General features: G+C 40.3%; 22 protein-coding genes. 14 read left to right on the top strand and 8 right to left on the bottom strand.

Features of this window, described 5'->3' with window-relative positions:
* Positions 1–115 precede the first annotated feature (115 nt).
* The 3 genes from SCALIN_RS12780 (at position 116) to SCALIN_RS12790 (ending at position 1,528) form a co-directional block, all read left to right on the top strand.
* Positions 116–340 (top strand): hypothetical protein, encoded by a 225-nt coding sequence (locus tag SCALIN_RS12780; protein WP_096894861.1) that lies wholly within the window; start codon positions 116–118, stop codon positions 338–340.
* Between the two features lie 383 nt (positions 341–723).
* Positions 724–921, top strand: a complete 198-nt coding sequence (locus SCALIN_RS12785) for a hypothetical protein (RefSeq protein WP_096894862.1) — start codon at positions 724–726, stop codon at positions 919–921.
* A gap of 364 nt (positions 922–1,285) precedes the next feature.
* Complete coding sequence (locus SCALIN_RS12790; protein ID WP_096894863.1) at positions 1,286–1,528, top strand: GlsB/YeaQ/YmgE family stress response membrane protein; 243 nt, start codon at positions 1,286–1,288, stop codon at positions 1,526–1,528.
* 118 nt (positions 1,529–1,646) lie between these two features.
* On the opposite strand, the gene SCALIN_RS12795 is transcribed toward SCALIN_RS12790, so the two are convergent.
* The 4 genes from SCALIN_RS12795 to SCALIN_RS12810 form a co-directional block, all read right to left on the bottom strand.
* Complete coding sequence (locus tag SCALIN_RS12795) at positions 1,647–2,141, bottom strand: peroxiredoxin (protein ID WP_096894864.1); 495 nt, start codon at positions 2,139–2,141, stop codon at positions 1,647–1,649.
* 152 nt (positions 2,142–2,293) lie between these two features.
* Positions 2,294–2,893 (bottom strand): peroxiredoxin, encoded by a 600-nt coding sequence (locus tag SCALIN_RS12800; protein WP_096894888.1) that lies wholly within the window; start codon positions 2,891–2,893, stop codon positions 2,294–2,296.
* Positions 2,894–2,959: 66 nt separating this feature from the next.
* Positions 2,960–4,198 (bottom strand): Glu/Leu/Phe/Val family dehydrogenase, encoded by a 1,239-nt coding sequence (locus SCALIN_RS12805; protein WP_096894865.1) that lies wholly within the window; start codon positions 4,196–4,198, stop codon positions 2,960–2,962.
* A gap of 129 nt (positions 4,199–4,327) precedes the next feature.
* Entirely contained in the window at positions 4,328–4,816 is a 489-nt protein-coding gene (locus SCALIN_RS12810) for a ferritin-like domain-containing protein (protein ID WP_096894866.1), read from the bottom strand.
* 610 nt (positions 4,817–5,426) lie between these two features.
* On the opposite strand from SCALIN_RS12810, the gene SCALIN_RS12815 reads away from it, so the two are divergent.
* A complete protein-coding gene (locus tag SCALIN_RS12815) occupies positions 5,427–6,515 on the top strand; it encodes a two-component system sensor histidine kinase NtrB (protein ID WP_096894867.1) in 1,089 nt (362 codons plus the stop codon).
* 119 nt (positions 6,516–6,634) lie between these two features.
* Positions 6,635–7,999: a sigma-54-dependent transcriptional regulator gene (locus SCALIN_RS12820; protein WP_096894868.1), complete on the top strand. Its 1,365-nt coding sequence runs from the start codon at positions 6,635–6,637 to the stop codon at positions 7,997–7,999.
* Positions 8,000–8,055: 56 nt separating this feature from the next.
* Here the strand turns inward: SCALIN_RS12820 and SCALIN_RS12825 are convergent, their stop codons facing one another.
* Positions 8,056–8,610 carry a YceI family protein gene (locus SCALIN_RS12825; RefSeq protein WP_096894869.1) on the bottom strand — a complete coding sequence of 185 codons (555 nt, stop codon included), beginning with the start codon at positions 8,608–8,610 and terminating at the stop codon, positions 8,056–8,058.
* Between the two features lie 888 nt (positions 8,611–9,498).
* On the opposite strand from SCALIN_RS12825, the gene SCALIN_RS12830 reads away from it, so the two are divergent.
* The 3 genes from SCALIN_RS12830 to SCALIN_RS12840 all read left to right on the top strand — a co-directional run bounded on the left by SCALIN_RS12830 (position 9,499) and on the right by SCALIN_RS12840 (position 13,606).
* A complete protein-coding gene (locus SCALIN_RS12830) occupies positions 9,499–10,413 on the top strand; it encodes a formate/nitrite transporter family protein (RefSeq protein ID WP_096894870.1) in 915 nt (304 codons plus the stop codon).
* A gap of 14 nt (positions 10,414–10,427) precedes the next feature.
* Positions 10,428–11,660: a formate/nitrite transporter family protein gene (locus SCALIN_RS12835; protein ID WP_096894871.1), complete on the top strand. Its 1,233-nt coding sequence runs from the start codon at positions 10,428–10,430 to the stop codon at positions 11,658–11,660.
* 431 nt (positions 11,661–12,091) lie between these two features.
* Positions 12,092–13,606 (top strand): SulP family inorganic anion transporter, encoded by a 1,515-nt coding sequence (locus SCALIN_RS12840; RefSeq protein ID WP_203415475.1) that lies wholly within the window; start codon positions 12,092–12,094, stop codon positions 13,604–13,606.
* 73 nt (positions 13,607–13,679) lie between these two features.
* Here the strand turns inward: SCALIN_RS12840 and SCALIN_RS12845 are convergent, their stop codons facing one another.
* Positions 13,680–14,081 (bottom strand): DUF423 domain-containing protein, encoded by a 402-nt coding sequence (locus SCALIN_RS12845; protein WP_096894872.1) that lies wholly within the window; start codon positions 14,079–14,081, stop codon positions 13,680–13,682.
* A 59-nt stretch (positions 14,082–14,140) separates the two neighbouring features.
* On the opposite strand from SCALIN_RS12845, the gene SCALIN_RS12850 reads away from it, so the two are divergent.
* Positions 14,141–15,103, top strand: a complete 963-nt coding sequence (locus tag SCALIN_RS12850) for a YheT family hydrolase (protein WP_096894873.1) — start codon at positions 14,141–14,143, stop codon at positions 15,101–15,103.
* Positions 15,104–15,131: 28 nt separating this feature from the next.
* On the opposite strand, the gene SCALIN_RS12855 is transcribed toward SCALIN_RS12850, so the two are convergent.
* Both SCALIN_RS12855 and SCALIN_RS12860 read right to left on the bottom strand, forming a co-directional pair.
* Positions 15,132–15,677 (bottom strand): FKBP-type peptidyl-prolyl cis-trans isomerase, encoded by a 546-nt coding sequence (locus SCALIN_RS12855; protein ID WP_096894874.1) that lies wholly within the window; start codon positions 15,675–15,677, stop codon positions 15,132–15,134.
* Positions 15,678–15,682: 5 nt separating this feature from the next.
* Positions 15,683–16,147: a hypothetical protein gene (locus SCALIN_RS12860; RefSeq protein ID WP_096894875.1), complete on the bottom strand. Its 465-nt coding sequence runs from the start codon at positions 16,145–16,147 to the stop codon at positions 15,683–15,685.
* Positions 16,148–16,394: 247 nt separating this feature from the next.
* Here SCALIN_RS12860 and SCALIN_RS12865 point away from each other — a divergent pair, with 247 nt between their 5' ends.
* The 5 genes from SCALIN_RS12865 to SCALIN_RS12885 form a co-directional block, all read left to right on the top strand.
* On the top strand, positions 16,395–16,634 hold the full coding sequence (locus tag SCALIN_RS12865; RefSeq protein WP_096894876.1) for an HP1242/YdcH family protein: 240 nt from the start codon (positions 16,395–16,397) through the stop codon (positions 16,632–16,634).
* A 41-nt stretch (positions 16,635–16,675) separates the two neighbouring features.
* Complete coding sequence (gene hisA / locus SCALIN_RS12870) at positions 16,676–17,434, top strand: phosphoribosylformimino-5-aminoimidazole carboxamide ribotide isomerase (RefSeq protein ID WP_096894877.1); 759 nt, start codon at positions 16,676–16,678, stop codon at positions 17,432–17,434.
* A gap of 51 nt (positions 17,435–17,485) precedes the next feature.
* A complete protein-coding gene (locus SCALIN_RS12875; RefSeq protein WP_133111884.1) occupies positions 17,486–17,761 on the top strand; it encodes a hypothetical protein in 276 nt (91 codons plus the stop codon).
* Positions 17,762–17,799: 38 nt separating this feature from the next.
* Positions 17,800–18,081 (top strand): transcriptional regulator, encoded by a 282-nt coding sequence (locus SCALIN_RS12880; protein ID WP_096894879.1) that lies wholly within the window; start codon positions 17,800–17,802, stop codon positions 18,079–18,081.
* A 463-nt stretch (positions 18,082–18,544) separates the two neighbouring features.
* On the top strand, positions 18,545–23,296 hold a 4,752-nt coding region (locus SCALIN_RS12885), incomplete at its 3' end, for a MopE-related protein (RefSeq protein ID WP_203415476.1).

The raw sequence follows: 23,296 nt of genomic DNA on the forward strand, positions 1-23,296 counted from the left end.
TTAACCGGATACAATGTGGCACAATCTTAGAACGTTACTTTTTTTGTTTGAATTCGTGGGTTGCCATATCTGATCCTACGGATAAACATAATAACGATAATAATTAAACGAAAAAATGGCTTTTGGTAAATGTGATAACTGTGAACAATCGGGAAAAACAAAGCAATCCGGGAAAGGATATATCCTCCCTTTGTTTTTTCTTCTTGCAGGGCTTTTGGCGCTTGCTTATGAGTACGATCTTGCCAGTACGAATTTGCTTATAACTATTCTGGGTGGTTTCTCAACAGCTGTCGGTTTTGTCTGGCTATGCATAAAAGGAGTTCGTTATATTTCAGACTGAAAAAGAGGATCCAGTTATGGAAGATCAGAAGAACGAGAAAGATGGTAGAATGCATCTATGGGCATGGTTTTTAGGGCTGGGTATAGTTGTTCTCATTGCAATAAAGATTTATCTTTTTTTCATAATTTAATTATGAGAAAGGTTGTTTTATTTATTAACTACAAGGACGGAGTTGGAAAGACAACGACTACTTACCATGTCGGTTGGTGCTCTTTTTCTCTATCATGACAAGAAGGTTTCACTTTCATTTTACACCTCTTTCGTCTTTCCTTTGTGGTTTCGTGTGATATAATCAAAATAAAGAGCGAGTAGGTAGATATCTGACGGTGAATGTAACATTAGTCTGGAATTTAACTCTAAATTTTTATGGGAGGGATGGGAAAATGAAAGATACAGATATGGAAAAACTTGAATATCTACTAGATGAATACTATCTGCCTGAATTGGTTGCCAGCTTGAGCAGGATCTGTCAATTAAAGGCAGACGATATAAGAGGGAATGACAAAGAGGTTGCCAGAAAATTTGAAACCTATAACAACATCTTGAATGAGGCACATGCTAAGATAGTCGATGTTTCTTAATAAGGGGTTAGAGTCAGGATGGAGAAATGCTTGCAACCTTAGATGATGTCAGGATTTCGGATGGGTCGGTTTAGTCAGAATTAGCAACTGAATTGGATGAAGAAAGTTTTGTAGAAGCATTCAGTTGGAAAAGAGAATCAAGTTTATATCAATTCGACAGGATCGGAGACTTAGGTGATCTTGAATATAACAATCTTACCTTTAAGCAATATCTGATATAATGCCTAACGTGGACAGACAACTCAAATCTGTATGGTGCGGGTTGTTTAATTTATTCATACCTGCCTTTTGCCAGGTATATTGGCACTAGAAAAACAGGTAAAGGTGTTAGGTGTTTAAATAGTGTTATTCTCAAGGAGAGACAATGGATTTTATACTGTTTTTAATTATTGGGGCTATAGCCGGATCGCTTGCTGGTCGAGTTATGAAGGGGAGAGGATTTGGTATAATCGGAAACCTTATAGTCGGGGTCATAGGCGCTTTTATTGGAGGGGTTGTTTTTGGTTTATTGGGTATTGCCACTTACGGATTAATAGGTTCATTAATTTCATCTCTAGTTGGTTCCATAATATTGTTGTGGGTAATAGGTCTCTCTAAAAAACATTGAAATGATGTTGTTGAAAACATTTGCTACAGTTTTTGACCGTGTATTCGGTTTAAGCAATTGGCTTTTATGTAAATGATGAAGTGGCTTTGTAATGATTGTAATGAAATCAATACACTCTTTACTCACTTTGTAGCTCTTTTAGTCGTTCCTTAACAATGTCAACATGGCGCGTTTCTCCGTTTTTACGTTTAACCCGCACCTTCACTTTGCTCCATGCTTCCGCAATCTCACCTTCCGGAGATATGATAAAGGTTGAGCGGATAACCCCTTCGTATTCTTTACCATAGTTTTTCTTTATACCCCAGGCACCGTATGCTTTATGTACTTTTTTATCCGGATCGCTTAACAACGTAATACCAAGTCCCTGTTTCTCAATGAAGCGTCTATGCGACTCAGTACTATCAGGACTGATTCCAACTATAACTGCGTTCAGCCCTTTGTAATCTTGAATTGTTTCTGTGAAATCACAGGCTTCCTTTGTGCATCCGGATGTATTGTCCTTCGGATAGAAATATAATATTATCCATTTGTCCTTATTGTCTTTTAGTGACACTTCATTGTCACCATGGTCTTTAAGGCAGAAATCCGGCGCTTTTGTTCCGACTTTAATCATTATATTACCTCTTGAAGTTTTATATTTAAAAATAACGGTTCATAAGAAGTTAAAAGCGCTTGCTGAAAATCCAATTCGTGTAGGGCCAAACGCCACATTCCCACGTTGGGCGTGGGAATGTGTTATGTTCCGCGTTTTATGATTGCTTCAGCTTATAGTTCATCAGAATGAGAAGATAGATAATCCGCAACACCATCTGCTGTTGGTGTCATGCCGTCCTCTCCCTTCTGCCAGCCGGCAGGACATACGTCGCCGTGCTTCTCATGGAACTGCAAGGCGTCAACTACACGAAGCATCTCATCTACATTACGTCCGAGAGGAAGGTCGTTGACTGTCTGGTGTCTGACATTACCATCCTTGTCGATTAAAAATGATGCGCGCAAGGCAATACTTGCAGGATGTTCAACCCCATATGCACGGGTAATTTCATGATTAACATCTGCTACTATCGGGAATTGCACCTCTCCAATACCACCTTTATTAACAGGTGTATTTCTCCAGGCATGATGGCTGAATTGTGAATCTATGGAGACAGCAACAACTTCCACATTTCGTTTCTTAAATTCAGCTAATCGTTTATCATGCGCAATTATTTCTGTTGGGCACACAAATGTGAAGTCCAGTGGGTAGAAAAATAATACTACATACTTTCCTCTCAAATCGGATAACTTAAAATCTTCCTTAATGCTACCGTCAGCTAAAACGGCAGCAGCCGTAAAATCGGGTGCTTCTTTAGTTACTAATACGCTCATAATAATGCTCCTTTCGTAAAATAATATTAAAAATATTATACTTTTTTGCATGAAAAAAATAATTTATCATGGATACAATCCTCTGATTTTCTGTGCCTCTGCAATGCGGTTGATACCAAGCGTCCAAGCTGCCATCCTCATATCAATTTTTCTTTTTTGTGACATTGACAAAACAGTATTAAATATTTCTGCCATTATCTCTTTCAATCGATGCTGTATTTCATTCTCCTTCCAGAAATAAAATTGAAGGTCCTGTACCCACTCAAAATATGAAATAACCACGCCTCCAGCATTTGCCAATATATCGGGTATTACTCTAACATTCCGTTCGGACAAAATCATGTCTGCTTCGGGTGTTGTAGGTCCGTTTGCACCTTCAACTATTACTCCTGCTTTAACATTGCCCGCGTTATATCTGGTAATTTGTCCCTCTACCGACGCGGGTATCAAGGCATCACAATCTATAGTGAGGAGGTCTTGGTTTGTAATTATTTCGACGTCCGGATAATGGGAGATTGCCTTGTTTTCATTAACGTGTTGAATCAGGTTTTCAATATCAATCCCATTTCTATTATAAATTCCTCCATTGCTATCACTGACCGCGATAACTTTACTTCCTTGTTCGAAAAGCAGCCTGGCTGCTGTCGATCCAACATTTCCGAAACCTTGTATAGCAACTCGAAGTCCTTTAAGCTCTTTTCCCATGATCTTTGCTGACTCTTCTACCATGTAATAAACACCTCTTCCCGTTCCTTCCTCTCTTCCCAAAGACCCCCCTAAAACCAACGGTTTTCCCGTTACAACTCCTAAAGTAGTATGGCCTTTCAACATGCTATACGTGTCCATCATCCATGCCATCGTCTGCATATTAGTATTCATATCTGGGGCGGGAATATCTTCTTCCGGGCCAATAGCCCAGATAATTTCAGAGGTAAATCTTCTGGTAAGTCGCTCTTTTTCTTTCAGGGACATCGCAGCTGGGGTACAACAAACTCCCCCTTTTGCTCCACCGTATGGAAGCTTCATCAATGCGCATTTCCAACTCATCAACATGGCAAGCGCTGTTACTTCTTCAAGATTCACGTTAGGGTGATATCGAATCCCTCCCTTTGACGGTCCCAATGTAATATCATGCTGTACTCTATATCCTTTATATACATTGATCATACCATTATCCATTTCAATAGGAATGGATACAATAAGTGAACGTTTGGGATGTCGTAGCCTTTCTCGAACACCGTCAGGAAGTTCGAGCTTATCAACTACAAGGTCATATTGTTTTAAAACAGATTTTAGAAAAGGCATTTATATTATTATCTTTTGAGGTTCTTATGTTTGTCTGTTTAGAATCACACTGCTCGTGCTACGATCATGAAGAATGACAAAACATGGTACATTTGTTTTATTGACGGGGAGTCGGTATTGTATAAAACTTTACTCTTCGTCTACATGGTACCACTCAGGGTTTTCAACCCAGGTTTCAGGTTGTGATACAAGATTAACTAAATTTTCAAGGAGAATACAATGACTTTTTTCTTCCTTTGCTAACATTAATAATATTTTTTTCTTATGAGGATCAGTCTCCTCATCTGCCCTTTCCTTATAAAATTTTTCGCTATTATTTTCAACCTCTAGCGCGTTTTTATAAAATTCTACTTGTGAAACATCAACATTAAGCTCTTTTTTCTCTTCTTTCATTCTCTCGAATATATTTTTTACTTCGGTTAGTACTTCAGTATCTGTCGAATACTCTGTTTTGTCGTTTCTCTGCATGCTTAAGATTACATTATAGTGCTTTGCCTCAGATTCAGCCATCATGTTTAGAATATTCTTTATACCCTTATTATTTGTTTTATTCGCTAGATCAAGGTAAAAATGCCTTCCATCTAATTCCATTTTCATCGCATATTTATATATATCCATTTTTTACGCTCCTTTTCTATTTTCATTGTATTTATATGACACGAGCAGTTGATTGTACATGAACCTGTGTATAATTTATTTATAGAATATTTATTTTATATTAATTGCTATCGCAATGTCCATACCAATTATTTTTTTTGTTGTATACAAAAAACTTATTCAGTATATAAGCCTTAGCCAGGCAATGCATTATGGATTTAGGTAAAAAAGAGAAAGTAGTTATTAAAAATATCTTTTTTTTATTTATACGAAAAATTTGCGAAATTTCCTGTTGACAAAGGGATTTGTGTCGCAATTTATTCGCATATTGCCAGAGATTACAAAATGATTTGTTTGTTCTCTGAATAATACCTTATGATTATAAACTGCTATTAATAATATGTTTATATGACTAGTAAGATGCATTTTTATTTATATTTTATATGATAGGCATAAATATTGCGATTATAATTTTTACTGAGAGATATATCATATTCAATTCTTAATAGAAAAATATTACCCGGAAAGTGATCACTAATATTGGTTGGGTTTTAACACATAACCGTTTGTGATACTCTAACGCATAATTAGGCAAGGCAATAAGATTCGTAACCTTTTAATCGAGTTTGGCATGATAAGTATTATTGAAAATAAGGAGAGTTTGCAGGAGATTGCATTACGGTTTCTTAATGACGGTGTGTTTGTTTTTGATAAGGATAGACGAATAATTCTTTTTAATCCTGCCTGTGAACAAATTGTTGGTTTTTCCTCAGAAGAGATAAGAAAGAACAAATCTAACTGCTTTGACATATTTCATTGTCACTCTTCCAATGGGGAATGTCTGGCGATATGCCCAGGCCTTGACCTCTTTGAAGAAAAGCGCACTAAAATAGCACGTGAATATCTTATTAAGACTAAAGAAGGGAAGGAAAAACGGGTAATTACCAACTACTCTATAATCAAAGATGAAGACAACAGGGTCGAATATGTCGTTGGTGTCATGCGTGATATAACAGAGGAGAAGATATTTAACGAGGAGCTGGTCAGGTCTAAGACACTTTCAACGCTTGGACAATACAGCAACGAACTGGCACATGAGATTAAGAACCCTTTAAACGCCATTAATATCCAGATGTCGTTATTAGAAAGGGAGATTTGTAAGCATGACTGGGATTCCGGGAAAGAACTTTCGGAAGTGGTGAAAATTGTCAAGGAAGAGATAAGCAGGTTGAATAAATTGGCAAGGGATTGCTTAAGTTTTTCAAAGTCCGGTGATTTACAACGTACAGAGGAGGATATTGGTCGGATATTTGAGGAGTTGCTATCTCTCATAACTCCTCATGCGGACTTAAGCGGGGTTAACATTTACTTTACTATGCTGAGAGGTTGCCCGCAAACATTAGTAGACAGGGACAAAATCAAGCAGGCATTATTAAATATAATATTAAATGCGGTTGAAGCGATGACTGGCGGGGGTGATATATTTATAAATGTTGCAAAAGGGGCTGGTTGTTTAAATATATCTATAAAAGATTCCGGGCCGGGTATTCCGGATGAACAGCATGGTAAAATATTTGATCTTTTCTATTCTACAAAAAGTGGCGGCACTGGAGTTGGGTTGGCTATTACAAAAAATATTATTCATGCTCATGGTGGTAATATAAGATTTGAAAAACTGGATAAAGGTGTTGCGTTTATAATTGAGTTGCCTTTGGCATAATGAAAGTACTAATTTCAAAATTTGTATTAAATTATATACAGAAACATAGGGTAAAGGGTTTCAATCGAAAAGAATACATGTTATGTTCTGATGTTATTTGGAATTGCAGATAATATAAAATGAAAAAACCAGGAATACTATTAGTAGATGACGATAAAAATACAGCCGACGGCCTGAGGAAAATCCTGATACAGGATGGTTATGATACCATCTGTGTATATACGGGCAATGAGGCACTGAATTTAATCGAAACTAATCATTTTGATATAGTAATTACGGACATGAAACTGCCGGATATCAGTGGATTTACGATTATAGAGAAGGTTAAGAAGAAAGATGCCGACATACCGATAATAATGATAACGGCGTTCAGTTCTCTACAAACCGCGATTGATGCGATGAAGAAGGGTGCTGATGACTACTTGACCAAACCGGTAAACATTGATGAACTGGAATTGATCCTTAAGAAGATATGGGAAAAGCAGCTTTTAATAATACAGAACCGTGAGCTGAGGCAGCAGTTGGATGATAAGTATGGATTTTCCGGGCTAATAGGCAATACTCCGGAGATGCAGCATGTATTTAAGACAATTACGGAGGTTGCACCGGCAGCGGCTACGGTGTTAATATATGGGGAGACCGGAACTGGCAAGGAACTGGTGGCCCATGCTATACATTATAATAGTGAGAGGCGTGACAAGCCGTTTGTGGCGCTTCATTGCGCGTCGTTATCTGAGGGGGTATTGGAGAGCGAATTATTTGGTCATGAGAAAGGTGCATTTACCGGTGCGGTGAGTGAGAGGCGCGGCCGTTTTGAGTTGGCGGATGGTGGTAGTCTTTTTCTTGATGAAATAGGAGAGTTGAATTCACATGTACAGATAAAACTATTAAGGGTGCTTGAGACAGGATGTTTCGAGAGAGTCGGTGGGGAGACAACACTTGAGTCGGATGTGAGGATAATAGCGGCGACGAATAAGGATTTGGAGGAAGAGATCAAAGAGGGAAGGTTTCGAGAGGATCTGTACTACCGTTTAAATGTAATCAATCTTGTGCTTCCGACATTAAGAGAAAGAAGAGAGGATATCGGGTTGTTGACAGATAATTTTCTGGTAAAATACGCAGCAAAGAACAAGAAGGACATTAAGGGATTTAGTCCTCAGTGCGCCAGGATTTTACATAATTATGACTGGCCCGGTAATGTAAGAGAGCTTGAAAATGCGGTTGAGAGAGCGGTGGTAATGGCAAGGAATGAATTTATCGAGCCGGACAATCTTCCGTCAAATATAAGTCAGAGTATAAAAAAGGCGAGAAAAGACACATTTCGTATCCCTGCGGGCACAACGATGAAGGAGGTAGAGAAGAAGGTAATTCTGGACACGCTTCAGACGACGAATGGAAGTAAGTCTAAAGCGGCAAAAATACTTGGTATCTCTACAAGAAAGATAGAATATAAAATCAAAGAATGGTCAAATAACAATGAGTAGGGGCAATTCGTGTATTGCCCATATATGCTTAACTACGTTATATTGTAAAACCAAAATCAGCTTATTGACAAATCAAAGCCAATATTAATTTCATTTTTTATCTTCAAAGTGCCCATCATCGCTTTGAATGGTTTTATCCCATAGTCCTTCTGCTGTAATGTAATCATTCCCTTTAAATTTCCTCCACTGGTGTCTATATCAAAATCAATGGATTTGGTAACACCGTGTAAACTTAAATCTCCATTTATTCTATATCCACCTTCTTTTCCCTGAATAGATTTAGAGCTGAAATTGACAGTAGGGTATTTATCAGGATGCAATACTTTGGCGCCAATATCTTTCTCAATATCCGCTATATCTTTTTCTTTTAACGCGTCTGTCTTCTCCCCATCTTTCAGTGCACAAATTGCTTTTAGTGAGTTTCCCTGAGCCTGCATTTCCATGCTTCCTGATTCAAAACCCGCTTCCGGTACATCTAAATTAACTTTAAAATCAGTAACATCGATCAGCAAGTCATGTGCTAATTTACTCAGTAAACCTTCCTTAAAAGTATAAACATACAAATTTCCGGAATTTGTATCAAAGCCATAAGAACCAGCTTTTAAAGACATCGTTCTGCTCCTTATAAAAAGTTTAGAAAATTGCTTTTGTTTAATTTAGAGACGTTAAAATGTTTTTTTCTTCTAATATGACTACCTTATTTTGCGTCATATGTCTACTTTTTTTACCTTTAGTTTTCAACAATTTCTTTGTCTTGATTTCCATTATGCTTCTCTTCTGAAAGGTTTCTACTGGATCGAGCTATAAGGAGAAATCCTTGTGTCTACGAACAACTCTTGATTATGCGGGTTTTTAAGATTCCTTAGATAGTCCGGAAATAAAAATACTTTTCATTGAAAAAAGGCTAATATGAACCATTGTTAATAATTGTTTTTTTGCACCTCTAATGCCATCAGCTATTTTTGTAATAAACAAAAAAGAATAGAATATGTACGTGCAACTTCTTTTTATATAGGCATATAGAAATAAAGCGAGAAGATTAGATATTTTATTTAGAGAAGTGTTAGGACATACGGTGATATGGCTGAAATAAGACGCCATCTTTCCAGGATAAGCATTTCAGGTTTTATAATAATTTTTAATAATTTTTTTTATATTGTGCGGTATAAATTTAAATGTGAGGGATTCTTTTACTAATTACAAACTCAGCTTTTATATTTACATAAGTTTTTTAAAGTTGTGTTATTAAGTGGATTTAGCGTTGGCAATTATGACTCATTTTGCATATGCAAAAGTACTTGTCGAGATATATAAAACTTCAGCTGATAATAATTAGCAAGTACTTTATTAAAATCTAGGCATTAAATTTGCTACTCAATTTATTTAACTTGACAGGTGTTTTTTGTTGTATAAACTACTACAAGTTTCAATTAAGTACCCAATCAATACCTTGATTTTTTTGTATATAAATTGTTGTTTGCGAAAGGCGGTACATCATTATGTCTGAACAGGACAAGAAGGAAGAAAAAGGCATTTCGAGCACGGCTCAGCTAGCCAACACGCCATTCATTGATATCGATGCATATGCTCCCAAAATGATGGCAAACAGAGTAGGACAGGTGGGAATATCAAAAGCAAATATGAGTTTCCTGACAACTCTTGCCCTCAGTATTCTTGCCGGTGTTTTTATTGCTTTAGGCGCACAGTTGATGATGATGGTAACACATACAGCAACCTCCAGTTTCGGTTTAAATGCGTTAGTTGGCGGTGTCACCTTTACCATGGCTTTAGTCCTGATCGTAATAACGGGTGCAGAGCTTTTCACGGGAAATTGTATTATTGCCATGTCATTTTTTGCTGGAAAAATTAGATGTGGTGATCTTACCAGGAATCTGGTTATCGCTTTTATCGGAAATTTTATAGGCGCATTGAGTATCGTGTTCTGGATATACATTTCCGCACAGTGGACAGCCAATAACCACCTGCTTGGAGCCAAAATTGTCATTGCTGCAAATGATAAGGTTCATCTTACATTTGGTGTTGCTTTTGCGAGAGGGGTTCTCTGTAATGTTCTGGTATGTCTGGGTATCTGGTTGTGTTATAGCGCCAGAAATAACCTGGATAAGGTGTTATCATTACTATGGCCAATATCATGTCTGATAGCGTGTGGTTTCGAGCACTGCGTAGTGAATATGTGGCTCATCCCGATGGGTATTATCTTGAAAGGCAACCGTTTCGTAATGGAGGCTGTTGAACGGGTAAATGGAGGACCTTTAGATATTACGAATCTTACCATCGGCAAAGGGTTCATAGTTGATAATTTGATTCCCGTTGTCCTTGGAAACTTATTTGGCGGTATTATATTAGTTGCAGGTGTATATTGGTTTGTATTTTTACGAACAGCAAAGAAATAAGAAAGTAGGTCAAAATGGCGGAAATAAAGACTGGAAAAGCTGCTAAGGCATCAAAACCTGTTAAAACGACGGAAACTGTCAAGACAACAAAGGCTGCAAAACCTGTTAAAACGACGAAAACTATCAGGACAACAAAAGTAGCTAAACCTGTTAAAACGAGGAAAACCGTCAGGACAACAGAGGTAGCTAAACCTGTCAAAAGGAGGAAAACCGTCAGGACAACAGAAATAGCTAAACCTGTCAAAAGGAGGAAAACCGTCAGGACAACAGAGGTAGCTAAACCTGTTAAAAGGAGGAAAACTGTCAGTGCAACAGAGGTGGCAAAACCTGTTAAAGCCCCAGAAAGCCGCAAGGTTGTTTATGATATAGACGCCTATTCACCCCCACAAATTGCAGCACGGCTTGACGCAGTAGCTGGTGTAAAGGCAAAAGATTCTGCCATGAACACATTTTTACTGGGTATTAATGCCGGTGCTTTTATAGCGCTGGGTGCTCAATTTGCTACCCTAGTCATATGTGATTCCGCACTACACTCCGGGCTTACGGCAGTAGTCGGGGCTATTGTATTCTGTCTTGGCCTGATAATGGTTGTAGTAGGCGGTGCGGAGCTCTTTACGGGTAACTGTATGATTTTTATTGGGTATTTGGAAAAAAGGATTACAACCAAGAGGATCTTTGATCACTGGACTATATCATTGATTGGGAATTTCATAGGAAGTCTATTAGTTGTTTTCATTGTGTATAAAGCGCAACAATTTTCTTTCTATGATTATATGGTTGGTGCAAAGGCACTTCTTATTGCCAACAAGAAGGTTAATTTAACTTTTACCACTGCCTTTTCAAAGGCAGTGCTCTGCAATGCGATGGTATGTATGGCAGTATGGGTATGTTTCAGTGCAAGAAATGTGGCTGACAAGATAATGACACTTATATTTCCAATTGGCGGTTTCGTTGCCAGTGGATTTGAGCATTTAGTCGCAAACATGTATTTTATTCCGATGGGCATTATTTTAAAGAGCAAACCGGAAGTTGTTGCTGCTGCGGAAAAGATGGCGGGAAAAACATTAGACCTATCCAATCTTACCTGGAAAGGGTTCTTTGTTATCAATCAATTTCCTGTATTTATAGGAAATGTTTTGGGGGGAGTTGTTCTGGCAGGCGTAGCATTCTGGTTTATATACCTGCGACCAAGACTGAACTTTGCATTCACGATAAAAGAGGACTTCAAAAAGGACTTAGTCAGCTAATAATTTGATCATAAGGGCTCTGCATTGATCAGTAAGATCTTCGTGAATGCAAATTCTAAAAAGTTCAACTTGTACATGTCCTGAATAATGCGGATTGAAAAAACCCACCTTGATTGGTGGGTTTTTTCATATGTTCCTCTATTGGACAGATTTATTATTAATAGAATTGTATTTGTCGACAGTTGCATTTTTATTGTATGAGCACGCTAGTTTAAAACTATGCACTTTCTGTGCAAGACTTTCAGCTGTTTTATAAAAAATCTGTTGACAATAAGCTAACTAAAGAACAGACACAGAAGCTATACCGTTTTTAGTTTTACAGTAGGTTTTCCACCGGAATAATAGAATTTTTTGTCCGTACTTTGAACTCCTGGACTTTCAGTCCAGAGTGGTTTAGTTAAGATAGTAGCAATTTATTGGAGGTCGTATATATGGGTGAAAGTGGAAGAGCAAAAGATGGGATTCTTTCTCATCTCAAACAAGACATTCCGGCAAGTATTGTGTTACTGTTTGTGGCACTACCGCTTTGCCTTGGCATTGCGTTGGCGAGCGGAGCCCCCCTGTTTGCAGGCCTTATTGCAGGGATACTAGGGGGGGTACTTGTAGGTGCCTTGAGCGGTTCCAGGCTTGGGGTCAGTGGCCCGGCGGCAGGCCTTGCGGTAGTCGTATTTGAAGCGCTACAAACAACTCCTTTCGAAACGTTTCTACTTGCCGTTGTCATTGGGGGAGTGCTGCAAATAATGCTTGGTTTAGTCAGAGCAGGTATTATCGGTTATTTTTTCCCCTCGTCGGCTATAAAAGGAATGCTTGCGGGCATTGGTATCATCATCATCATAAAACAGATACCTCACGCATTTGCGGAAGTAGGAATTGCTTTTATTTCAGTAGTGATTTTGTTGTTGTGGGAATTGTATCTGATGAAGAAACATAAAGTGTTTACATTAATACAAGGACCAATAGTTGTGGTAGCGGTTGGTATTTGCTGCCAGCTCATAGCTCCCGTTGATCCGGAGCATCTGGTGAGTGTCCCAGTTGCCAGTGGAATCTCCTCTTTTTTTAGTCAATTTACTTTTCCGGATATCCACGGGTTATTCCACAAAGAGGTTTATGTTTTAGGTGTCACGATTGCGATTGTCGCCAGTTTAGAAACACTTTTATGTGTGGAGGCTACTGACAAACAGGATCCCCACAAGAGGGTTACGCCAACCAACCGCGAGCTGTTTGCCCAGGGTACCGGAAACATAGTATCCGGGATGATTGGCGGTTTGCCGATTACACAGGTAATCGTTAGAAGTTCTGCCAATATGCAAGCTGGAGCGCAATCGAAACTATCTGCTATCTTTCATGGGCTTTTCCTGTTGATATGTGTCGCGCTACTTCCAAGTGTACTTAATCTTATTCCCCTATCTGCCCTTGCGTGCATTTTAATAATGGTTGGGTACAAATTAGCTAAACCTTCTCTATTTGTACAGACATATAAACTGGGATGGGACCAATTCCTGCCGTTTGTTGTCACTATTTTTGGAATTATATTTGTTGATTTACTTGTGGGGCTTGGCATTGGGGTTTGTGTAGGTACCGCTGTCGTCTTGCTCCGTAACTACAAAAACTCTCATTTCTTACATATGAAGTTCGACAAAGATGGAAAGCACTTAAGAATGACACTGGCTGAAGACGTCAACTTTTTAAATAAGGGAGCAATAGTAAAGGAATTTGACAAGATACCTGAAGGAGTCATCCTGACTATTGATCTTAGAAAATGCTATAGTATTGATTATGATGTGAGAGAGGCCATAGAAGATTTCATTAAAACAGCTGGCGATAGAGATATTAAGGTAAAGCTGGAAAAGCCATTGAACGAGGCTCGAAATAATAAAAATCACTCTAAAGGGCTTGACAAATGGATATTAGCATTGCCAGTCGAAAACAAAACACAACCGGTATAAGCACTGTCGCATTACTGTATGTCTGTAAGTCTAATAAATCTTTAAACATAATTCTTGGGGGTCAAGCCCTTTTTTATGGAGAGGGAATCTGTTTAGATTGAGTTTTTGTCAATAATACCTGTATTAGTAACAATATCCATGCTGATACCAAAAGCATGCCTCCTATTGGTGTGATCATTCCAACCTTGATATTTGCAAGTGTGAGTAAATAGATTGAACCTGAAAACAGCACTGTACCCGCTATGGTACAGAAGATAGAGAGGTTCATTAATTTTCCCGGACATCTGCTATGCAGTAATCCTGATATCAGTAAAAACAGAGCATAGTAAACCTGGTATCTGTTTCCTATCTGAAAAGATTTCAGTGCTTCTGCCGGATATCCTTCCATGGAGTGACTGCCTATTGCACTCAGGATAACACCGGTAGCACCAAAGAACAAACCTGCAGCCAGACTTAGTTTTTCTATTTTACTCATATCAATATATTATGCTATGTTTGTATACGGATACAAGTAAATAAAAGAAAAATAATAAAATGCCATTAATACACAGATCTAATTATTGTCCTCCATTGTTCCTGCAAAACGGACATATCCAATCAATCTACCCTACGCTTTTCAGGAAATTTGATACCGGCTTTTATCAGAGGGAACGTATTTTCACACCGGATGATGATTTTCTAGATATTGATTGGTCGAAGATTGGCAGCAATAAATTAGCAATTATTTCTCATGGCTTAGAGGGAAGTTCACATCGTAATTATGTCGTTGGAATGGTGAAGATTCTTAACCGAAATGGTTGGGATGCTCTGGCATGGAATTACAGGTCATGTTCCGGAGAGATAAACCGCCAGTTACGTTTTTACAATAGCGGTACCATCGATGATTTAGAATTTGTAATTCAACATGCAGTAAAGGCTGGGTCTTATAAAGAGATTGTGTTAATAGGGTTCAGTATGGGGGGGAACCTGACACTTCTTTACCTTGGTAATAAAGGCTGCCAGGTAGAGAGTAAAATAGTAAAATCTGTTGTTTTTTCGGTCCCATGTGATCTGAAAGCGAGTACTCAGGAACTTGCCAGATTTAAGAATAAAATATATATGAAACGATTTTTGAAAACTCTGCATCAAAAGATCAAGGATAAAATGAAAATAATGCCCAACCAGATAAACGATGATGACTACAATTTAATAAAGAATTTTAAAGATTATGATGATCGGTACACAGCGCCACTTCATGGCTTTAATAATGCGGAAGATTACTGGAAAAAATGTAGTAGTAAACAATTTATTCCGGAAATTAAAATCCCGACATTAATGGTAAATGCCAGTAATGATCCCTTTATTGCAGATGGTTGTTACCCGGTAAACGAGACCTCAAATAGCAAATACGTCTATTTAGAGATCCCCAGATCAGGTGGGCATGTCGGTTTTATACAATTTAATAAAGATAAGAGTTACTGGTCGGAAAAACGCGCAATCAAATTTCTGAAAGACTGAACCCATTTTTAACTCTTACTTCGAAGTATTAACTGGCCGGTTCCGATTTCGGTGCATCCTTTACATCCAGAATTTTTATGTCAAAATAAAGTGTTTTACCAGCCAGAGGATGGTTATAATCCAGCATTACGGTATTTTCCTTTATTTCTACTATTCGGGCAATAATAACTTGTCCATCAGGGTTCTGGCCCTGCAGTACCATACCGACTTTAATTGAGTCTTGTGGAAGTTGTTCCTTTTTAACTTCACTTACCGACTCCTCATTTACAGCCCCATAAGCTTTCTCCGGTTCAACAGTTATCTGTTTACTCTCTCCGATTTTCATACCATCCAGAGACTCTTCCAGGCCGGGGATAATGTTATGAGACCCTTGAATAAAGGTTAACGGTTCTGCTCCGACATTTGAATCTACTACAGACTTATCTTCCAGTTTGAGCGTATACTCAATAGAAATTTGTTTACCTGTAGAGACTGATATATTTTCCTGCGTTAGTGCCTTTTCTGTCATCAATCCGATGACTATACATGGTAAAAAACCAATAATTAACAACTGCTTGAGCTTATACCAATTCATAAGAATTACCCTCTCTTTCTTAAAAGTGTCAACATTACAGCCTTTTTACAATCTAAAAGATTGGTTAATGTCAGGCCAAAGATGCGTTGGCTGAAATTAGGGACCCAAGCCTTTGAAAATAAACGGCAACGCCTTTTGCGATCTTCTCCTTCAGTGGGAATGGGATAAACAGCTACATCATAACCAGATGCTTCCCTGAGGATAGATTCATGCTCATTTTTCCAGATCTCTCCGTCGATATCTATATCCATGCCAAATCGCATAAAATGTTCACCTAAAGGAGCTTCGCAATATAATCGTTCCTCTTCCGGATTGTCTCTGAACTTAACTATAAAAACTCCATTCCAGTCGCCATTCCGGAGGAATTTATCCGTTTCAGTTTTGAAATCATGCCTGGTACATGCAAAATCCAGTATTTGATCTCTGATTGCGTCTAAATCAGATTTGTCAGGTACTCTCTTTTTCTTCATTATGAAACTATACGTTTCAAGAAAGAATATTTCAATCTATTTCTATATACAAAAAGTTCCAGGTCTAAAAATAACGGCAATTGACAAAACAACATCAGATTATGTAGAATCCTGGGACATAAAGACATTATAAGAATCTCATATAAAAAGAGAATAACGAAATAATCCTGCACAGTACCGCATGATACTGTACTGGTTTTATCAATTTATTTTATTGAAATCATGCATCTTACTTTGGAGGTTTTAAATGCCATTAAGCCATCATCCTTTAATTAAAGAATTTCCCGAATATAAAGAGCAGATCCATGATTTGAAAATTAAAAATAACCATTTTGCAAAATTAATGAAACAGTATGAAGATATTGATAAACACGTTTACCGAATTGAAAGCGATGAGGAGCCTACCGGTGACGAATATCTTCGTGATCTAAAGAAAGATCGTTTAAAGCTCAAAGATGAACTTTTTGGTTTTATTAAAGAGGCATAAACTGTTATTATAAGAGAACGAATGAGGGAAACGGAATACATATGAAATTCAGGCCGTGTATCGACTTGCGTGAAGGTCGAGTTGTGCAGATTATCGGGAGTTCCCTTATAGATAAGAATTCGGAGGAACTCAAGACTAATTTTGAGACTGATCGTTCTCCTGAAGATTTTGCGAAGATGTATAAGGAAGATAATCTTCCCGGTGGTCATGTGATATCACTGGGACCTGGCAATAAGGAGGCGGCACTATCAGCCCTGCATGGATTTCCCGGTGGGTTCCATATAGGTGGTGGGATTACACCAGAAAATGCGATCATGTATCTTGATGCGGGTGCCAGTCATGTAATAGTCACGTCATATGTCTTTTCCAATGGCCGGATTGACATGGATAAGCTTAAATTGCTTCAGGGGACTGTCGGGAAAAACCGGCTGGTACTGGACCTCAGTTGTCGTAAAAAAGGTGCTGACTTCTGGATCGTCACTGACCGATGGCAAAAGTTTACGAATGAAGTTATCAGCCATGAAATACTCAATAAACTTGCGGATCACTGTGACGAATTTCTTGTACATGGTGTTGATGTTGAAGGGAAAATGGAGGGGATCCAAACAGAGCTTATTGAACTCCTGGGGAAATATTCTCCGATTCCCGTGACATATGCCGGTGGTGTTAAAACCCTTGCGGATCTTGGCCTTGTGAAAAAACTTGGTAGTGACCGTGTTGACCTGACTATTGGTAGTGCTTTGGATATCTTTGGGGGAAGCATCCCATATAGTAGCGTTGTAGACTGGTTTCAGAATTGAATTTTGTAAATATGGAGTGCATCATCTTTGTCTCTACGGTAGGTGGACCTGATGATGTGTATTTTAGCAGTGACAGTGTCACCGCACTCCAAAAAAAGGGGTGGAGAAATGAACAAAAAAGAGACAGAAAAGAACAAAGCGGCAGAGATAGCAAAACTGGCCCAATCTATTAGAAAGGCCACGGAGTCTGTAGCCAATCTATTCAAAATACTTGAAAGACCGTCTGTAAAGTTGTCCATTGAAATTGAAAATTTTTACCGGGAAGCGTGTGATAACCAGGTTAGTTATGCCGTGATAAATTATACGCGCGGAACCTACACAAGATAACGCAGCCGTCCATATCAATAATCAATTTGGAAAGTTTCATGTTACGTAAAGACCTGATTGAACTACTCCGTGATAAGTCCATGGATCTGGTCGAGATCGCCAGGCATCTGGAAGTCTCTCAGAAAGATGTGGAGGACGACCTCAGACATTTTATCAAGAGCCTTAAGCATGCGGGCTACCGGCTGGTAGTCACACCGGCTTACTGCCGTAAATGTGACTTTACCTTTAGCAAAGATAAACTGCACAAACCCGGTAAGTGTCCGGAGTGTCACAGCACTTGGATACAGGGGCCTCTGTTTGATATTGAGCAGAAAGTCTGAGTCAAATTAACTTATGATTCAATTCCTCAGATGTCGCTTGGATTTTGTCTTCTTGAGATTAAATTGATATAAATATTATTTTTCTTGACATGAGGATTTACCAGAGCTATATTGACGCCCTAAACATCGACCTGATAGTTGTCTAACGTTAGAATGATTCTAACGGCGTAAGGGTTTTTATTAACAGTACATGGATGTGCGGAGGGAATATTGGTAATTCCAGAACCCTGCAGACAATCAACCTTAAGAAAATATATCCCCACTGACGCGGAAGTGTGTATGCGCTTCTCCACCTGTGGTTTTTTTGTTTTACGGGTTTGTTTAGATGTTCAGACATAAGATGCCTGCCCAAAACATACATTTCTCATTATCTGCAGAGTATATGGCGCTTTCATATATGTTACGTATTGTGTATGAATCTTCAATTACGTAATACCTTAATTGAAGGAGTTGGAAGATAGCCATGAGTAAACTCAGAATACAACTACTCCTGGTCCTCCTTATCAGTATATTCAGCCCTTTCATATCAACAGGCCTTGCAAAGGACAAAAAGAACAGTTGGGACCAGAGTAAGAAGTCTGATAAGGCACCAAATCTTAACAACCATAAAAAAAACAGACACAGTATCGTCCGATGGATACCTGAAAAACTGGGTCTTAATACGGAGATCGGTCGCAACTTCTCTATAGGTGTTCAATTTCAGAGTAAAAAGTCCATATCAAAAGTTTTCCTTAAGGTCGCCTCCGAACTCCGTCCGTATATAAAAGTTACACCTTCATATATTAAGAAGATAAAAAAGGGCAAGACCTATTCGATAAACATAGATGTTCTCATGCCTCCCACCGCTGAGATTGGTCTCTATCAGGGCACAATCTATCTGCGGAAAAGAGATCCCGGAAGTCATGAAGATGGAAGTGATGATAGAAAGGAGAGGGAGAAAAATGGGCGGAGTGGAGATGATGACAATAGCAGTGATAAACACAATATGCATAAGGATAAATCACGCAATATTCTAAATAAATTAGAAGTAGAGTTGACAATTGAAAGTGGTGACACCGATGGTGATGGATATACGGAAGATGAGGGAGACTGCGACAATACCGACCCTTCCATAAACCCCGGCGTTCAAGAGGTGTGTGACGGTATAGATAACAACTGTGACGGGCAGACGGATGAAGGCGTGACAACCGCGTATTATGAGGACAAGGATGGCGATGGTTACGGAAACCCGGGTTCTGTCTCAAACGCGTGCAGTCAACCCTCGGGATTTGTTACAAACAACGGAGATAGTGATGATAATGACCCGGCCATAAATCCGGATGCGCTGGAGATATGTGATGGGATTGATAATAACAGCAACGGTCAGGTTGATGAGGGAGTGATGACCGCCTTTTACGCGGATACTGATAGTGATGGATATGGAAACCCAGGCGATTCCATCATGGCATGTGAGCCGCCTTCCGGATATGTTTCAAATAGCACAGACTGCGATGACACCAATAACAACATACATCCCGGCGCCACGGACATACCCGCTAACGGAATTGATGAAAACTGCGACGGATCAGACCCACCTCTGGTAACCATCACATCTCCCGCGACACTTTCGACGGTAGGCAGTTCGCCGATCACAGTAACCGGATCCATAAGCAATCCGGCTGCTATTGTGACTGTAAACGGAGTGAGTGTTGTTGTAACCGGCAACACATATACTGTTTCAGGCATCGCAATTGAAGAAGGCGCTAATACTATTACCGCGATGGCCGTTGACTCGTCTAATAATGTGAATACGGACAATATTACCGTCTATCTTGACTCCACCGCTCCAAATATAAATATAATTTCACCGGAGAACGGGTATGTGGCCACCTCATCGCCCATAACTGTTACGGGTACCATAAATGATATTGTCATTGGGACGGTGAACGGGAGCAATGCCGCTGTGGCCGTAAACGGAGTTACAGCATCTGTGTCGAATGGCACTTTTAGTGTCGAAGCCCTACCTCTGGTTGAAGGTGAAAATGTTATTACAGCTATAGCCGCAGACCAGACCGGCAACACAGCCAGTGCTGCCATAAACGTTACACTTAACTCCTCGGTTAATAAAAAGATAGAAATGGTCTCCGGGAATAATCAGACCGGCATCATAAACACACCTCTTCCCGCACCCCTGGTAGTATCACTGGCAAACTCAGACGGGACCCCCGCGGCAAGTAAGACTGTGATATTTAAGGTTACCCGGAACAATGGACAACTGACAGGAAATAACGGGGCGGCGTTGTCAATAGCAGGAGTTACGGACGTAAACGGACATGCTGGAGCACTATTTAACCTCGGTTCAACATCAGGTGAGGGCAACAACAAAGTAGAGGCGACTGCAGTCGGTTTTACAGGCAAGGTAATATTTACGGCCTCCGCCACAGAGAGCTCCGCAAGCAAGATTAATATAGGTTCCGGCAACAACCAGCGCGGTGCTGTGCTAACGCCATTATCCAGACCACTCGTGGCGGTGGTGACGGATGAAGGTCATAACGTTATCAGGGGTGTTCCTGTAACATTTACTGTTACTGATGGCGGAGGCGCTATAAGTGGTTCAGGAACATCGGTCGTCAATACGGACAGCGATGGCCGTGCCACTGTCAGTTTTGTACAGGGGACACAGGAAGGGATTAATAATAATGTTGTTACCGCCGATTTTGTGGGAAATACCGGTCCGCCGGCCGTGTTCACTTCGTCCGGGCTTGCCATAGGTGATCCCGGCAATACGAGAATCAGTGGTGTCATCCTTGATAACTCGAATATTCCTGTTCCGGGTGTGACGATGCGCGTTGAAGGTACAACACGGGAAGCGGTTACGGATGATGAGGGCCAATTCCTCATATCAAACGTCCCGGTAGGCCCGCTTCATCTTATAGCAGACGGCAGCACGGCGATGTTTACAGGGGAATATCCGATTTTATCATTTGAGATAGTCACAGTGGCCGGACAGAAGAACACACTGGGTATGCCCATATATATGCTTCCCCTCAATACTACCAACACACAATGGGTAGGCGGCGTTGAAGACGTTGAGTATACACTTGAAAACATTCCCGGTTTTTCATTAACAATCAAGAAAAATTCAGTTACATTCCCGGACGGGTCCAATGAGGGCTTTATTTCTGTTACGCAGGTAAACGCTGACAAAGTGCCTATGGAGCCGCCAAACGGACTGCAGCCGCGTTTTATTATCACTATCCAGCCTCCGGGCGCAGTGTTTGATCCTCCGGCTCCGATAACCATACCAAACGTTGATGGGCTGGGACCCGGTGAGATAACTAAGATGTACTCGTTTGACCACGACATGGGCCAGTTTGTGATCATTGGAACAGGGACGGTAAACGAGGACGGCTCAATAATAAAGTCAGATCCGGGAGTGGGCGTTATCAAAGCGGGCTGGCACTGCGGGGGAAGCCCGGCAGTCACCGGCTCATGCAGTGGAAGCGGCGGCAGCGGAGACCTGTCGTCAGCTGACTCCGATATAATATGCAGCTCCATCATCGAAGCGCAGAACCAGATACTTAGTGAGGGCATTGATATAACCGACACGTCATTTCGCCTCTACTACAAGAGTAACAGGACACCGGGGCGGAAAAATGTTGCTACGGTATTTGACGCCAGAGACCTGGGACTGGGAGGTTGGGGCATTGATATTCATCACACCTACAAGCTATCAGGCAGGGTATTCTACGGAAACGGAACAAATGACACCGTAAAAAATGTTAATACCGACTCGAATATAAAAGATATCATCATCCCGTCGCCGGGAGGCTCACAACTCTACTATTTTGACAGTGTTGACCTGACACATCTGAAGACAGTCAACGCGAAAAGCGGTCTTACGCTTTACACCTTCGCGTATAATGCATCAGGGCTACTCTCATCAATTACAGACAGCAACAATAACGTTACTACTATAGAGCGAGTTTCAGACAAACTTGCCGCTATAATCAGCCCTTACGGTCAGCGCACAAATTTTACGCTCAATGCCAATGATTACCTTGCCGATATCACCAACCCCGCCGGTGAGAAGATAGAACTGACCTATACTAATGACGGGCTCCTGACCTCATTGAAAGACAGGAGAGGTAATATTTACAGTTTTATCCATGATAGTCTCGGCAGGCTCATCAGTGATACAAACCCCGCGGGCGGCTCGTGGGCCCTGTCCCGTTCAGGAACAAAAGCCGACTATACAACAACCATGACCTCTGCCATGGGACGTTCATACAGTTACAGCGTGGTGGATTCCATAGTTACGGGAATGACAAAGACCAATACAGGCGCGGCGGGACTGGTCACAACGACAGAAAAAAAACCTGACGGCGTATATACCACTACCCTGCCCGACGGGACAATAAATTCGGGAGGAGTGTCAAAAGACCCTCGCTGGGGAAACAAACTCTACCTTCCGGGCAACAATACCATAATAACACCGAACGGATTGACATACATACAGAATATCGGCCGCACCGTAACGCTCAATACCAGAACATTGCCAGACTCAACGGAAGTCCCTGATCCTATGAGTCTTAAGACGGAGATCGTAACCGTAAATATAAACGGAGAAATCTACAGTACGTTATACGACTCGGACACTGACAAAATTATGTCCACTACCCCTGCAGGGAGGACAACTACCGTAAGCCTTGATTCAAAAGACCGCATTGTGCAGACACAGTCAGGTTCCCTGGAACCTGTTAACAACACATACAACACACGTGGACGTCTACAGACAATGAAGCAGGGGACAGGCGCAAAAGAAAGGGTATATACCCTGAGCTATAACACTGAGGGATACCTGTCCGGTATAATCGGACCACTTTCAAGCAATAGAAGCTTTAATTATGATCTATCGGGAAGGGTCACCAGCGAGACGCTGGCGGACGGCAGAGAGGTAAACTACGCCTATGACGCAAACGGTAATCTTACCTCTATCACACCGCCCGGACGTCCGCCGCATTTATTTACCTATACGGCGGTAGACCTTCAGGAGGAATACGACTCTCCAAACGTTGGAACGAGTGTCAATAACACAATATATACCTACAATCTTGACAAACAGCTTACCCTTATAACAAGACCGGATAATAAGACCGTCAGTTACAACTATGACAATGGAGGACGGTTAGAAAAAATGATAATCCCCAGAGGTCAGACAACATATACATATAAT

Origin of the sequence: Candidatus Scalindua japonica (genome assembly GCF_002443295.1) — a bacterium.
Taxonomy (GTDB): domain Bacteria; phylum Planctomycetota; class Brocadiia; order Brocadiales; family Scalinduaceae; genus Scalindua; species Scalindua japonica.